At 55.2% G+C, this 13891-nt stretch carries 14 protein-coding genes; 10 read left to right on the top strand and 4 right to left on the bottom strand.

Going from position 1 to position 13891, the window contains the following annotated elements; translation table 11 throughout:
* Position 1 precedes the first annotated feature (1 nt).
* The 9 genes from ACT53S_RS11735 to ACT53S_RS11695 are packed head-to-tail and all read left to right on the top strand — an operon-like array spanning position 2 to position 9854.
* Positions 2-592 (top strand): phage adaptor protein, encoded by a 591-nt coding sequence (locus ACT53S_RS11735; protein WP_476067096.1) that lies wholly within the window; start codon positions 2-4, stop codon positions 590-592.
* Complete coding sequence (locus ACT53S_RS11730) at positions 592-2121, top strand: hypothetical protein (protein ID WP_476067095.1); 1530 nt, start codon at positions 592-594, stop codon at positions 2119-2121. The genes ACT53S_RS11735 and ACT53S_RS11730 overlap by 1 nt, the downstream gene beginning before the upstream one ends.
* A gap of 7 nt (positions 2122-2128) precedes the next feature.
* Positions 2129-2425 carry a hypothetical protein gene (locus ACT53S_RS11725; RefSeq protein ID WP_476067094.1) on the top strand — a complete coding sequence of 99 codons (297 nt, stop codon included), beginning with the start codon at positions 2129-2131 and terminating at the stop codon, positions 2423-2425.
* Positions 2425-2850: a hypothetical protein gene (locus ACT53S_RS11720; protein ID WP_476067093.1), complete on the top strand. Its 426-nt coding sequence runs from the start codon at positions 2425-2427 to the stop codon at positions 2848-2850. Before ACT53S_RS11725 ends, ACT53S_RS11720 begins: the two co-directional genes overlap by 1 nt.
* Positions 2851-2852: 2 nt before the next feature.
* Positions 2853-4076, top strand: a complete 1224-nt coding sequence (locus ACT53S_RS11715; protein ID WP_476067092.1) for a tail fiber domain-containing protein — start codon at positions 2853-2855, stop codon at positions 4074-4076.
* The gene (locus ACT53S_RS11710) at positions 4076-5593 is read left to right on the top strand and encodes a hypothetical protein (RefSeq protein WP_476067091.1); all 1518 of its coding nucleotides are present in this window, start codon (positions 4076-4078) and stop codon (positions 5591-5593) included. The genes ACT53S_RS11715 and ACT53S_RS11710 overlap by 1 nt, the downstream gene beginning before the upstream one ends.
* A gap of 29 nt (positions 5594-5622) precedes the next feature.
* Positions 5623-6567: a phage tail tip lysozyme gene (locus ACT53S_RS11705; protein WP_476067090.1), complete on the top strand. Its 945-nt coding sequence runs from the start codon at positions 5623-5625 to the stop codon at positions 6565-6567.
* Positions 6567-8660 (top strand): hypothetical protein, encoded by a 2094-nt coding sequence (locus ACT53S_RS11700; protein WP_476067089.1) that lies wholly within the window; start codon positions 6567-6569, stop codon positions 8658-8660. Before ACT53S_RS11705 ends, ACT53S_RS11700 begins: the two co-directional genes overlap by 1 nt.
* A gap of 54 nt (positions 8661-8714) precedes the next feature.
* Positions 8715-9854: a phage tail protein gene (locus ACT53S_RS11695; protein ID WP_476067088.1), complete on the top strand. Its 1140-nt coding sequence runs from the start codon at positions 8715-8717 to the stop codon at positions 9852-9854.
* On the opposite strand, the gene ACT53S_RS11690 is transcribed toward ACT53S_RS11695, so the two are convergent.
* Positions 9844-11688, bottom strand: coding sequence for a recombinase family protein (locus ACT53S_RS11690; protein WP_476067087.1), 1845 nt, complete (start codon positions 11686-11688; stop codon positions 9844-9846). The two genes, ACT53S_RS11695 and ACT53S_RS11690, sit on opposite strands and share 11 nt — an antisense overlap.
* Before the next feature lie 167 nt (positions 11689-11855).
* On the opposite strand from ACT53S_RS11690, the gene ACT53S_RS11685 reads away from it, so the two are divergent.
* Positions 11856-12851 (top strand): KpsF/GutQ family sugar-phosphate isomerase, encoded by a 996-nt coding sequence (locus tag ACT53S_RS11685; RefSeq protein WP_476067086.1) that lies wholly within the window; start codon positions 11856-11858, stop codon positions 12849-12851.
* A gap of 9 nt (positions 12852-12860) precedes the next feature.
* On the opposite strand, the gene ACT53S_RS11680 is transcribed toward ACT53S_RS11685, so the two are convergent.
* The 3 genes from ACT53S_RS11680 to ACT53S_RS11670 are packed head-to-tail and all read right to left on the bottom strand — an operon-like array spanning position 12861 to position 13889.
* A complete protein-coding gene (locus ACT53S_RS11680) occupies positions 12861-13148 on the bottom strand; it encodes a type II toxin-antitoxin system RelE/ParE family toxin (protein WP_476067085.1) in 288 nt (95 codons plus the stop codon).
* Positions 13148-13384 (bottom strand): ribbon-helix-helix protein, CopG family, encoded by a 237-nt coding sequence (locus ACT53S_RS11675; RefSeq protein ID WP_142071711.1) that lies wholly within the window; start codon positions 13382-13384, stop codon positions 13148-13150. Before ACT53S_RS11675 ends, ACT53S_RS11680 begins: the two co-directional genes overlap by 1 nt.
* A 46-nt stretch (positions 13385-13430) precedes the next feature.
* Entirely contained in the window at positions 13431-13889 is a 459-nt protein-coding gene (locus ACT53S_RS11670) for an NfeD family protein (RefSeq protein WP_476067084.1), read from the bottom strand.
* Positions 13890-13891 lie beyond the last annotated feature (2 nt).

Raw genomic sequence — 13891 nt, 5'->3', positions numbered from 1 at the left:
CATGGCCATCTCAAACTTCGACGACCTCAAAGCGGCTATCGTGAATTTTACCCCGGAACTCAGCACAAGCGATCCGATCGATCTCTTCGTTTCGCTGGCCGAGGCCGAGTTCACGCCCTACGTCAAACATTTCAAGGCAGAAAAGTCCGTGGTTCTCGCAACCACCGACAATGCCATCACGCTGCCCGAGGATTTTCAGGAAGCGATCCGCGTTTATGTAGATGGTAAGCCAGTAACACCAGTAAGCCGTCACGGAGCCACGCTAAAAGCGGGTGAGGTCGGCTATTTCCAAGCCGGTGATACCTATGTGTTTGTCCCAGCCGTTAATGAAAGCCGACAGATTGAACTCGACTACTATGCACGTCCGAGCGCTTTGTCTGTCACACAGCCATCGAACTGGCTCTTGAGCCGTTTCCCAAACCTTTACCTCCATGCGGCCCTCGCGCAGGGCTTCAACTGGCGCGGAAACAAGGAGGCAGAAGCCGCCGCAAAAGCACAGGTGGCCATGGTGCTCGGCGTTATTGCCGACGACCACAAGAGAGCAACTCAGATCAGCAACCAGTTTGTGATCTTCCCCGGAGGGTTCCACTAATGCAGATCGAACTTCCATTGCGCTCATGGCTTCCCGACCTACCAGAGTTGAATAATCCGGGCCTGACCACCGCATTCAATGTGGTGCCTGGATTTGGTGCTGGACAGGGTGCAGTCACATACCAACCCATGAGCGCGGCGACTTTGTATTCGGCCACCGCCATGGAAAGCCGACCGCTAGGCACAGCCATCGGTTTTGACACTCTTGGCAATGCCAAGGTCTACGGGGGCAGTGCTGCAAAACTCTACAAAGTTGATCCCGCCGATCGTGCTTGGCGGGATGTTTCACGTCCAAGCGGCTATTCTACGGGGCAGGGGGAAAACTGGAACAGCACCGAGTATGGAAACGCGGTCTTCTTCACGAACTTCAACGACGAGATGCAGTTCATCAACAAGGATCTCGACCTGCAGTTCGGCGATGTGACCACACTGGTCAAAGCCCGTCATATTGCCACGGTCAAAGATTATATCGTCGTCGGCAACACCTACGATGAACTCGATGGCGCAGTGCCGTTTCGAGTGCGCTGGTCCGGCCTTGGCTTGCCTCTGAGTTGGGAGTTTTCTCAGTCCACGGGTGCCGATTTCCAAGACGTCTACGGCTACGGCTCTATGCAGGGCATTGTCGGTGGTGAAGCCGGTTGGCTGCTTATGCAGAAGGGCATCGTGAAGATGACCTTTGTCGGCTTTCCGTTCTGGTTCCAGTTCGATCCTGTCCCAAACTCCAAGGGCTGCGCAGTCCCGCAAAGCGTAATCACTGTCGAGGGCAACACCTACTTTATTAGCGACGACGGCTTCTACGTGATGAATGGCAACACCGGTCAAACCACGCCCATTGGCGTTGGCAAGATCGACCAGTTCTTTCTCAATGGCGCGGATACCAGCCAGTATTCGCAAATGACCGTGGCCACAGATCCAAGAAGCAAACTCATTTACTGGGCCTACATGACCAAGGATGCCGTGGACGGCGTTCCCGACCGATTGCTGGTCTATAACTATGTGATCGGCGACTGGTCCCATGCCGAAGCATCAGCAAACTTTGTTTTCAACGCCCTGAGTTTACCGTGGACTATCGACCAACTCGACATTTTCGGATCAATCGACGCGATCCCTGCAAGTCTTGATAGTCCAATTTGGGCAGGCGGTAACGCCATGCTTTGGGCCATGGATGTCAGTGGGGCGATCTACGTTTTTGGCGGCCCGACGCTACCTGCAGTGATCGAGACCGGCGAGGTCATGCTTGCCTCTATGATGAAAGCAGCGGACCCGACGATTTCCGCGGATCGCGCCATAGTCCGAAAGATCCGTCCGCTTTTCCACGGAGACAGTGGGATTGCTCGTGTTCGTGTAGGGCATCGTTCAACTAGTAAAGAGCCGGTCGCCTGGAGCAACAGGGCGGATCTACACCCAGAAACACAGACCGCATACGTCCGGGAATGCGATCGTTTCCACCGAATTAGAATAAGCCTTTCAGGAGGTTGGACCAAAGTGATGAGCGTTCAAATTGACGCTGATCCAGCGGGTTCTCGATAAATAACGCATGTATGTAAGAGACGTAACAAACACCGCGCAACTCAAAACGCTGATCGACTGGATACTGCGTCAGATTTCCAACAACACGGGAAGCGTGACGTTAAGGGCAGGCCATTCAACGACGGTAGTTGAGAATGCCAAATGCACAGCGGAAACGGTGATCATTCTGTCTGCGCAAACGTCGGATGCAGCGAGCGAAATTTCTTCAACATACGCAACGGCAACTGGTGGGTCATTTACGATCAGCCATGCAGATAACAGCAACACGAACAGAAAGTTCGGATACGTTTTGATGAAGGTTTGATGGCGATAAAGCGAATTGACAGGTCAGAAGACTTTGAGAGTGAATTCGTTCGCTGTCTGCCTTGGTTGATCGCCGCACACCAACATAACAAAGATGGCATCAATTTTAGATCGATCATCAAAGGGTTGATCGAGCGAGACTTACTGCTTTGGGTAGGGGAGAATGCCGCTTGTGTGACGGCTCTCACTGAATGGCGCGATCACAAGGTTTGCTGCTTGTATTTGATTGGTGGCAATAAGGGCAAAGCCCTCAATGACATCCGTATGGGATTTGATCCGATACGAGAACATGCCTTGCAGTTCAATTGTGATGGCCTGATCGGAATTGGCCGGTCGTCTTGGGCAAGATTTTTAATTAGGGAATTCGGTTTTGAGATTGCTGAGCAGCAAGGAGAAGGCGAAGGCATTTTTTATAGGAAGTTGTAAGCATGGCGAGTACACCAAAAGAAACAACGCAAAAGGTTGAGCCCTGGGATGGTTCTCAGTCGTATCTCAAGGGCGTCTACAGCCAGTACGACAAACTTATAAAGCAGGGTGCTCCGGAAACCTGGTCGGGACCAACAGTCGCGGATCAATCAGCCGCCACGCAGCAAGCGCAGCAGCAACAGGTCACCTACGCGACAAACCCTTCGAACTCTCAACTGCTAACGAATGCCCAGAACGCTACCAGCGGGATTGCTTCGGGTGCATCAACAGACCAAGCCGGCAACAACGCGCTTCGAAGCCTTCTCGGTGGTGTTTCCTACGCAACTGACCCATCCGCTTCTGGCTATGGGGCATTTGCGTCGGGGTCGATGGTTGGAAAGAACCCCTGGCTTGATGCCAGCGTGAACAACGCTACCGCAAAGATCGCAGACCAATTGGGCAGCACGACGCTCCCGACGATCCAGGGACAAGCCGCTGGTGTCGGTCGCTTGGGATCGAATGCCTCTGCAAGCCTGATCAACGGGGCCAGCAGAACTGCTGCCGATGCGATGAGCAAGGTGGCAACAGATATGTATGCGAACCAGTACAACCAGGACATCGCCAACGTTTTCACCGGCCTGCAGGGGCAGAGCAACGCTTTCAATCAGGCTACGGCCAACGCCTTTAGTAATGCGGCAGTGAAGTCAGACGCCGCAAACTCTCTCAACGCAGGACAAAACCAACAGCAACAGACGCAGTTGTCGGCTGCTGGTATGGCAGGCGATCAATATCAGAACGGTTTGCTACCAAGTCAGGTGCTCGCTGGTGTTGGTCAGCAGCAGGACGATCGCGCACAGAACGTTCTCAACAACCAAATCGCACTGTTCGACCAGGAACAGCAGAAGGGCCTCACAAACTTGGCCAACTTCGCAAACGTGCTCAACGGTGGCGGATACTCGAACACAACCACCCCTGTCTATTCGAACACGGGCGGCCAAATCCTCGGTGGCCTCACATCGGTTCTTGGTCTGCTCCTTTCCGACAAGAGAGCCAAGCGCATTCATCGACTAGTCGAATTCGGTGTTGGAGGCATTCCGATTTACGAATGGTCCTACAAGCACGACAACGACAATCAGATCCACGTTGGCCCTCTCGCGCAAGATGTTGAGGCCGTCATGCCGGATGCCGTCGTCGAGATCGCGGGTGCGAAGTTTATCGTCACTCACAGATACTCGGAGGCCGCATAATGGCAGTGGATTTTTTGGAAGAATTTTTAAAGCGTATTCGCGAGGGACAAGCGGCTATCGCAGTGCCACAGGCACGTCCAGAGCAGCCTACCAGCGTTCCAGTTGCGCAAGCACCCGCAGCGCAGCCCGCAGAGGAAACGCGTCCTAACCTGCTTGGGCGTCTGTTTGATACTTCGGAGGAAGCAATGGCCGAGCGCAGAGCAACGCTGCTGCCGATGGGCGCTGCAATGATGGTCGCTGGTGGTCCAAGCCGAGACCCGACAAACTTCCTCAGTGTTTTGGGGCAGGGCGTTGCAGCGGGCACAACTGCAAACGATGCATTCAATAAAGACGCTGGTGCGAGAGCCGCCGAGCGTGCTCGCTCTCAAATGCAGGAGCAATTGCTGACTGGCCTGGGGGCGAATGGTTCGAACAATCCGTACTCGATCGCGGAACTCAAGCAGATCTTGGCTTTTCAAGTGCGAACAGGTGATGACGCCGGTGCCCGTGATACCTTGGGTATGATCCAAGCGCTGCAAAAGGAAGCCGCCGACAACGGTATGTTGATCGATGAAAGCGGAAGCATGGTCGCTGCTCCGGGGTACAATGAAGGGCTTGGAACCACCGAGCAGATCAAGGCTGCTGGCCGCGTCGCTGGTGAGGAAAGCCAGCGTCAAACCGACGACATCCGCGAGTACAATCTCTACGTCAAACAAACCACAGACGCTGGCGGAGAGCCGTTGGATTTCACGACATGGGTTCGTGAAAACAAGAAGGCTGGTTCAACGCAGGTCAACGTGGATACTGGCGTAAACGGCAGCAAATATGGGGAAAAGAACGACACCTTAGCCGCCGAGCGTCACAATCAGATAGTCGCTGATGGTGCAAGAGCCACGCAAATGATCGGCGACATGCAAATGCTTGCTGATCTTGGCCGTCAGGTAAAGAGCGGCAAGGGCGCAGAGATCATGACTACGTTGGGGCCATGGGCTGAAATGTTGGGCGTTGAGATTGACGGTCTTGATGCCGCACAGGCATTCAAATCCATCACGGATCGCCTCGCTCCGCAGATGCGTCCGGCGGGTTCAGGTTCTTCGTCTGACCTAGACGTGAAGATGTTCCTCAACGCCCTTCCAAACATCGGCAATACGCCTGAGGGCAACGAGATCATCAACTACACTTGGCAGGCGATTTCCAAAAACAAGATTGATGCCGCTGAAATCGCTCGTCGCGCTCAGATGGGTGAGATCACCTGGCAGGAAGCAGACAAGCAGATTGAAGCACTGCCAAATCCATACGCGCGTTTCAAAGAATTTGAAAAGGCCGGGGGCAAGCCTTCAGAGCAATTCGGAGAGCAGCCCGCAGAAGGTCCGGTTCGCGTTTTAGGTGGCGCTCGAATTGGAGGAACGGGAGAGCAACCAAAAAGCATCCCTCAGGTAAATAGTCCCGAGGACGCATACAAACTTCCAAGAGATGTCGAGTTTTTCACAACGCCGGATGGTCGCAAAAAGCGTAATCCGAATTTTGAAAAGCAATAAGAACCCCGAAAATGGGGCGAGGTGAATGGGTGGCATTAAACGAGAATGCTCAATACGCATATCGCTATTACATGGATAAGTGGAAACTAAAGCCGCATCAGGCCGCTGGTATCGTTGGCAATCTGATGCAGGAAAGCAGCCTAAATACGGGAGCAAGAAATCCCGGTGACGGTAGCGATGGTTCCGACAGTATTGGTGTCGCGCAGTGGAATGGCGGTCGAGCCAGAGGCTTGCACCAATTCGCAAAAGAGCGCGGCACAGACGTCAGCGATCTCGACACGCAACTCGACTATGTCATGCACGAGTTACAGGGGCCGGAGCGCAGTGCTTACGAGCGTTTGATGGCTGCCGAAGACGTGGCCGGTGCCACACAAGCGATCATCGGCTTTGAACGTCCCGCAGGCTGGTCTGCTGACAACCCAACCGGCGGTCACGGCTATGGCAACCGCTTGAAGTACGCTGGCACAATCCTGGGAATGTCTCCCGAACAGTTGGCGCAAGCAACTGGCACCAGCGGCAGATTGGAAACAGGTAGTTCTCCCTCGATCGCAGCCGCAGGTTCGGCGGGGGCTGGAACCGGTGCAGGTGCTTCCGGCTCAGTCACAGTTGGCAAACCCGAAAGCGAGGGTTTGCTCGCCAAATTGGGCATCAGTGTTCCCGATAAGATCCTCGGTATTGAAACCAACAAGGGCCTGAGCGCGATGAGCGGCTTTGCCGAGTTGATGGCCAAGCAAGCCGACAACATGAACCAGCAGATGCATCAAACGGCACAGGCTGCCCAGGCCCGCCGAGCAAGCACGGGACCCATTCAGGTCCAGGAGCACAAGCCCACGCCGATGGGAGGGATGTCTGGTCCGTTGATGGCCGGTGCCATGGGAACAGCAAACACACAGATTGATGAGGAACTACTCAAGAAATTGATGCTCGCCCGCAGGGGTGGCCTTGGTGGCCTCGGTGGAATTGGGAGAGCATGATGCAACCGCGACTTAACCTGAAAAAGAAGGACATCTGGGCCGACTTCGAAGACGCACCCGAAGATGATGTTTGGGGCGAATTCGAGGATGCACTCGACGATGAGGCTTCACTCAAGGTGAAGGCCCTGGACCCCGAGCAGATCAACGTCAACTACTCGGCCCCCGCTGCCGTCCGCTTGGAACTCAGCGGCCTCGAAAAGCCCGAGGACAAACTCGCAGCCCTCCGAAAATACTACCCGGATGCACAGCCCTACGAAGACGGCAATTTCATCATGACCAACCCGGAAAACGGCGAGGTAATGCTGATGAACCAACCCGGTTGGATACCTGATGCCGGAGATTTCGCAGAACTCACACCCTTTGCCGGTGAAATCGTCGGTGGTGTTGTCGGCAGTGTTGGAGGTGCGGCAGGTGGTGGCGCGGTGGGTTCGGCAGTACCAGTCGTGGGCACAGCCGTTGGTACCGTTGGCGGCGCTATCGCCGGTGCAGGAACCGGTGCAGCAGCAGGCAGAGACTTAGTTCAGAGAGTGATCAACTGGGGCTTTGGTAACGACGACACCCGAACACTTAGTGAGTACGCTAAGGACAAGGCTGTCGATTTCGCCATGGGTGCAGCGGGTGAGGGCGTAGGTCGAGCCGCAATAAAGGGTGCATCTCTTGCTGCTCGTCCCATTCAGAAGGCTCTCGCGGGAAAAGCCGATGATGCAGCCGCTGCGGTTGGTCGTGCCCAAGATTTCGCAGACGCAGGTATCAGTCCAACCGTAGGAATGATTACGCAGAACCCACAAGCCTTGGTGCGCGAAGCAACCATGGTTCGCGACTTCCCGCAGTCTCGACTGGCTCAAGCCGCCCAGGGAATCGATGACAACGTAGGTCGCGAGTTCGACCGGATTACAACAGGACTTGCATCGAGCACAAACCCAGCGCTCAAACCGACAACCGTGCAAAGCGTGGGTGAAGGCCTGATTGGCAAAGCCGACGAGGCCAACCAAGCGATAAACGCGCAGCGTGATGCCCTCTATAAGCAGGTAGACAGCCTGGTAGGTGCCAAGCCTGCGACCACAAATTCCAACACGAAAACGCTGCTGGAAACGCTCAACGCGGAAAAGAAGAACCTTGGAAGCAGTGCGAAACTGAACAAGGGTGGCCTACTGGATGATGTGATCGAACAGGCAAAGGCCGCATCATCGGATCTTGGAAAGGGCCTGTCGTTCTCGGATGCGCAGGCCATGCGCAGCACCATAGGAAAACTCGCATTCGACAAGAACACCGACCCCTTTTTGGCCACCCGTATGAAGTCGCTCTATGAAAGTGTGACCAAGGACATGGCCGAAACGGCCAACGGTGCTGGTGATGACGCTTATAAGGCTTGGCGAGAAGCCGATGCATTCAACGCGTCGCTTTATGGACCAGACAGCCCAAGATCCGCGATCAAGGGTATTGCGAAGGCTCAGGATGGGGAAAGCGCATACAAGTTCCTGACCGCGAAGATCCGTGACGGTGGAAGTAGATTGGCTGCTGCACGCGAACAGATCGAAAAGGTTGGAGGTCGCGCGGAGTGGGATCAAATGACCGCTTCATATCTACAACGCATGGGCACAACGCTTTCCGCTGATGGTGCCGAAGCATTCAGCCCCAAGCGCTTTATGACCGAGTGGAACAAGATCGCTCCGGAAGCCAAGGATGCGATGTTCGCCGGAACGACACGCCAAGGGTATCGTAAGGACTTGGATCGTTTGGCTCGTATCGTAGACATTCGCCAGAATGCGTTGAAAACACGTGCAAAGCCCCAGGATGATTTTGTCGATCAAGGCACTCGTTTGCTGCTGAATGCCGCAACGGGTGGAGCAGCGATCGCAGGTCGAAGAATGCGAAACGCATACATGGATCGGCTTTTGACCAATCCAGAAGTTGTTCGATGGATGACTGGAATCCCTCAAGCGCAAATGACCCGGAACGGGATCAATGAGCACGTGGGATTGTTGCGCAGAATGGTTCGCGCATCGGCGCCCACGGTCGAGGGAAGAGCGCTTCTAGAAGCCGTTGAAAGTTATCTCGAAGAGAGTGGCTTCCCAAATGAGGAAGAAGAATAGGGCCTCATAAACACGAGGCGCACCCGATAACAAAACAATAAGCGGTGATTTTAAATGGTTGATATTATTGATAACAAGTGGACAGAAGAGGATAACAACAACACCAGTCCCGCGCCGGATGGCGTGCAAGGTGGTTACCTCCCCAACTCGATCGCGCCGATCCTCAGAAACATCATGGGTGGCGTCAAACGTTGGTATGTCCGACAGAATGCCATCTATTCGGCAACGGGTTCGGCTAATGCATACGCCTTAGAATATGATGTCGCGCCCACAGGCTATCGAAAAGGCGAAATTTTCGCATTTTGGGCAAATCATTCCAATACCGGTGCGGCTACACTCAACATAAACGGGCTTGGCTCTAAAGCCATTCTGGCATCAGACGGTTCGACCCTTGCGGCGGGTAAAATTGGTGCAAATCAGATCACCAGTGTCGCGTATGATGGTGCTGCATTCCGTTTGCTTTTCACAGGTGACGGAATTGTTGGCAGCGGGTCGGCAGCAGTTGCAAGCAATCGCGCTACACTCGGCATCAGCAACGTTGATAACACTTCTGATTTGAATAAGCCGATCTCCACGGCGACCCAAACGGCTCTCACTTCCCTGCAGAGTTCGCTCAACACGCATACCCATCCGATTAGCGCCGTGGTGGGGTTGCAGACTGCATTGGATGGTAAAGCCAATTCCGCTGATATCACTGCTCCAGTTCCATCGGGTGCCGTTATGGCATTCGCAATGTCGAACGCACCAACAGGTTGGTTGAAGGCCAACGGCGCGGCGGTTTCTCGCGCAACATATGCGGCGTTGTTTGCTGCGATCGGCACTACATTCGGGGCGGGGGACGGGTCAACCACCTTCAACCTCCCAAATCTGCGCGGTGAGTTTGTTCGCGGGTGGGACGATGGTCGTGGTGTGGACAGTTCCCGTGCTTTCGGTTCTGCCCAGACGCACGAATTTGCTAGCCATAGCCACACCGGTACAACCAACACCACTGGAGCGCACACGCACACATTTACGTCGTATGGTAACAACGGCGCTGGCACAAACAATCCAGACACAGGCAACAATAGCAATACGCCGCGCAACAACAGCACAAGCAGCGCAGGCGCGCACTCGCACACGCTCAGTATTGATGCGACTGGCGGGACGGAAACTCGTCCGCGCAACATCGCACTGCTCTACTGCATCAAGACGTAATTGCAGCCCGGCGTTTGGCCTTGATCGCTTGAACGTCGGGATCTTTAAGCCGTGGGTTTTCGGTGACAACTCGTTTTAGAGGTGCCTGCATGATTTGTTCAACAGCGAGTACACGCTCTGCTCGATCGGTCGCGTCTCTCAGATCCGTCGCAAAGTGCTCGGCGCGCAGACTACCGGGGTGATCGTTGATCATGCCGCTTTCCATAGCATCGAACACCTGTGTGAGTTTGCCGTCTCTAACCTTGAACGCCCGGATGCCACCGCCGATTACGACTAAGTGTTCTTTGGCCACGGGATCAAAACTGATCATCGTCACAAACCGCTTAAGCGCGGAATGTACACGGGTTCTCGATCGGAATAGGTTTTCCTGGTCCATAGAAGCCCATGCAGCGCGTTCCTGCTCTATCTCGGCCTCTACGTCTGTTTGAGGGTTTTGCTGCGCGAGCGCGTTAATCCGGAGGTTTTCCAATTCATCGCGTTCTCGATCCAACTGCTCCAGCAGTTTTGCATTTTCGCTGATCTTGTCACGAAAAGCCTGACGTGCCGCTTGGGGTGCTTCACTGAGTTCTGTGACCAGCGTGAGCATCTTCTTTTCGACCTCCTCCCGTTCGTATTGGAGATCAATTAGACGGGTAGCCATGGCGTTTATGTCGGCTGGTTTCTCTCCTTGTCGAAACGCCTCATGAAGTTTGAATTCAGGGATCAGGTCGAGCATTTGCTGCTCGAACATGGGGTAGTTGATGCCCTTGCCGTTGGTGCACTGAAATTGCTTTGGCTGATCGTCGTACCGCTTGTGCGTCCGCATTCTGTTATAGCAACGCAGGTAGCAATTCCGCTCCTTATCACGACCGTGATAAAGCGTCATCGGACCATGGCAGACAGCACAGGAAACCAATCCTTGAAAAAGATTGGCCATCTTTTCACCTTTACGTCCTCGATTTGGTCGAGCACGTTTGGCCTTGATCGCTTTCCAGTAGAGATCGGTTTCCACGGCAGCAGGGAAGAAGTTTCGCTGTGGCGGTCCTGCATTGTGATATGCGCCATTGCGAAACTCGCGAACCTGCAACGTACCGACAACGGTTTCGGTGTTCAGCAAGTGCGATACCGTTGATTGATGCCATCCGCGTTGCGCCTTGCGGAAAACCGGCACCTCCCTCCGATGTAATATTCGGCAGATTTCCATTTGGCCCAATCCATCAGCGGCCAACTCGTAGATCAAACGAACGGTTTCAGCATGTTCGTTCAGGTCGTAACGGATCGTGCCATCTGGCTGCTTTGTCGCATCAATCCATGTGGGAAGGTTGATGTTGTATCGGTTCTCGCCCTTCATTGCGGCTTCACGTTTCCGCATCATTGCTTCGCGGATACGTTTGCTCTTTGTTTCGCTTTCCTCGTTCGCACGGATCATAACGATCAAACTACCCATCAACTGGAATGGGCTGTCTTTGATCTTTTCCTCTGAATAAACCTGACGGTCAGCGAGGGTAACGACGATGATGCCCGCATTGATCAAGGCCAAAAACCTCGGCAACGCTTCGAGTACGTTTTGACGGCTCAAGCGATCCAGGCTTTCAATGATCAGATAACTTCCTTTGGCAACTTGCCCAGTTTGGACCAGTTCATGGAACTTTGCCAGTTTACCAGTCTGTGCGTTTTCACCCGTGAATGCGGAAACGCCTATATCCCGAAGGCTGTCATCGAGATCCAAACCATGTTCAGCCGCATATTCCCTGCTCGCTTGCAACTGACGCCGAAGGCTATCGCCCGAGATCTGTTTCTCGGTACTCATGCGAATGTAAGAGTACGCCTTTGGCTTGATTGGAAAAATTGTCATCATACACCTCGATCGCATCCAAGCACGTTGCGCTTAAAAAACGCTTGCTGGAGACCTGTGTATGTAAAACAACATTAGACAAAAGCCTGGTGGTTAATGTTTGGTTTCGCGGAGTGGCATGCAGGGCGGCTGATTTACAGCGTCCGTCAAACGCAGTAAGGACGGCCATGATCAAGCGCGCCGTCAATCTCGTCGAAGCCAGTGCCACCCAATCTGCGATCCGGGTCGTCGCGACCGAGCGGGAGGGCTTGCAGGTGCTGGAAGATGCATTGGCCGGACCCCTTGCCGTACCTTTCGGTCATGCCGTGAAGACGATCGGCGACATCAGCGGGCGTGTCATTGTCACGGGCGTCGGCAAGAGCGGTCATATCGGTTCGAAGATTGCTGCGACCTTCGCTTCGACCGGTACGCCCGCCTTCTTCGTCCATCCGGCCGAGGCCAATCACGGCGATCTCGGAATGATCGCGCAGGACGATGCCATCCTTGCCATTTCCTGGGGGGGCGAGACGGTAGAATTGCAGGGTATCCTCAATTACTCTCGTCGGTTCTCGATTCCGCTTATCGCAATCACTTCCGGTGAGACTTCCACCCTGGCCCGCAATGCCGATGTCGTGCTCCTGATGCCGAAGGTCACGGAAGCCTGTCCGCACGGATTGGCGCCGACCTCTTCCGCCGTGCTGCAGCTCGCGATCGGCGATGCCATCGCAATCGCTCTATTGGAGGCACGGGGCTTTTCGCCCTCGGACTTCCGGACATTCCATCCCGGCGGAAAGCTCGGGGCGGCGCTCACGCATGTGCGCGACATCATGCATACAGGTGATCGCGTGCCGCTGGTTCCCCTCGGCACGTCCATGCCGTATGCAGTCAAGACCCTGTCCCACAAGCGCTTCGGCTGTGTGGGGGTGGTTGATGGCGAGGGCAGGCTCTGTGGGATCGTCACCGAAGGCGACATGGCCCGCAATCTCGCACGCGATCTCTCGGTGCTTTCCGTCGAGGACGTGATGACCCGCAATCCCAAGGTGATCAAGGGCGATGCGCTGGCGACCACGGCGGCGGCGATGATCAACAAGCTCGGCATTGGCGCTTTGATGGTGGTCGACGATCACGATCATCCGATCGGTCTCATTCACTTCCACGATTTGCTGCGGATCGGCGTTGCCTGAGGGGTACCCTTATGCGTCCCCGGGCCAATCCCGCGCTCCATGGACGACCGCGAGTATCTCCACCTGATCGGAAATTCGGTAGACCACGAAGTAGGGGGTGCCGACGACGACGAGCTCCCGAGTGCCGACAGCCCGTCCTCGCCGCCCAATCTGCGGGTTTTGGCCGAGAAGATCGTTGGTTCTTGACCATGTTTTCAATGCGACCTGATAGGCAGCGCGTGGGCTTTCGACGGCTATATAATCCTCGATCGCTTCGAGATCTCCCAGAGCCCGCAGGGTCCAGGTGACCTCCATCATCATGCTGGCCGGTATTTATTCAAGACCCGCTCAATTTCCTGCGGATCCGCAAAAGCGCCTCGATCAGCTTCCTCAGCGGCTGCGGCCACTTTTTCCAGAAAGCGTTCCTGCCATTCGATGGAACGACCGTTCTCAAGGGCATCCCGCACGATGTCGGAAGCCGACAGGTTCGACCTGGCCGCGAGTGCATCAATGCGGGCAGCAAGATCGGCGGTGATGTCGAGTTTAATGCTCATGGGCGAACTATGCCATGGATTATCGTGGTTTCAAGATAGCGGCGCATCAGACCTGTTCAACCGTCAAATCACGGCCGTTGCTCGCGATGACGCGGACCTGTGTGCCAGCAGGCAGATCGGGGCCGGAGACGATCCATATGGTGTCGTCGAGGCGGATGCGGCCGCGACCTTCGCGGATCGGTTCGGCAAGGGTTGCCGTGCGCCCGACAAGGCTTGCGCCGCGCTGGTTGAGCAGCGGTTCGTCACTGCCGATATCTGTGCGGCCGAAATGGCGGCGGCCAATGAGCGTGAAGAGGACGGCAGCCGCGGCGAAGAACAGCGCCTGCACCTGCCATGTCCAGACGGCGAAATCCCACAGGAGCAGGGAGAGCGCACCGGTCCCCAGTGCGGCGAGCCCGATCCAGACAAGGAAGACGCCGGGCATCAGCAGTTCGGCCGCGAGCAGCAGCATCCCTAGAACCCACCAACTCCATGGGCCGAGTTCGGTTATGATGCGGGCCGCCATCG

The organism is Allorhizobium sp. DMC15, assembly GCF_056314065.1.
This window is presented reverse-complemented; position numbering and strand designations above follow the sequence as displayed.

Bases quoted from the DNA above. Each gene is read 5' to 3' on its own strand.
- ACT53S_RS11735 (WP_476067096.1), top strand. From the start codon at position 2: ATGGCCATCTCAAACTTCGACGACCTCAAAGCGGCTATCGTGAATTTT.
- ACT53S_RS11730 (WP_476067095.1), top strand. From the start codon at position 592: ATGCAGATCGAACTTCCATTGCGCTCATGGCTTCCCGACCTACCAGAG.
- ACT53S_RS11725 (WP_476067094.1), top strand. From the start codon at position 2,129: ATGTATGTAAGAGACGTAACAAACACCGCGCAACTCAAAACGCTGATC.
- ACT53S_RS11720 (WP_476067093.1), top strand. From the start codon at position 2,425: ATGGCGATAAAGCGAATTGACAGGTCAGAAGACTTTGAGAGTGAATTC.
- ACT53S_RS11715 (WP_476067092.1), top strand. From the start codon at position 2,853: ATGGCGAGTACACCAAAAGAAACAACGCAAAAGGTTGAGCCCTGGGAT.
- ACT53S_RS11710 (WP_476067091.1), top strand. From the start codon at position 4,076: ATGGCAGTGGATTTTTTGGAAGAATTTTTAAAGCGTATTCGCGAGGGA.
- ACT53S_RS11700 (WP_476067089.1), top strand. From the start codon at position 6,567: ATGCAACCGCGACTTAACCTGAAAAAGAAGGACATCTGGGCCGACTTC.
- ACT53S_RS11695 (WP_476067088.1), top strand. From the start codon at position 8,715: ATGGTTGATATTATTGATAACAAGTGGACAGAAGAGGATAACAACAAC.
- ACT53S_RS11690 (WP_476067087.1), bottom strand. From the start codon at position 11,688: ATGACAATTTTTCCAATCAAGCCAAAGGCGTACTCTTACATTCGCATG.
- ACT53S_RS11685 (WP_476067086.1), top strand. From the start codon at position 11,856: ATGATCAAGCGCGCCGTCAATCTCGTCGAAGCCAGTGCCACCCAATCT.
- ACT53S_RS11680 (WP_476067085.1), bottom strand. From the start codon at position 13,148: ATGATGGAGGTCACCTGGACCCTGCGGGCTCTGGGAGATCTCGAAGCG.
- ACT53S_RS11675 (WP_142071711.1), bottom strand. From the start codon at position 13,384: ATGAGCATTAAACTCGACATCACCGCCGATCTTGCTGCCCGCATTGAT.
- ACT53S_RS11670 (WP_476067084.1), bottom strand. From the start codon at position 13,889: ATGGCGGCCCGCATCATAACCGAACTCGGCCCATGGAGTTGGTGGGTT.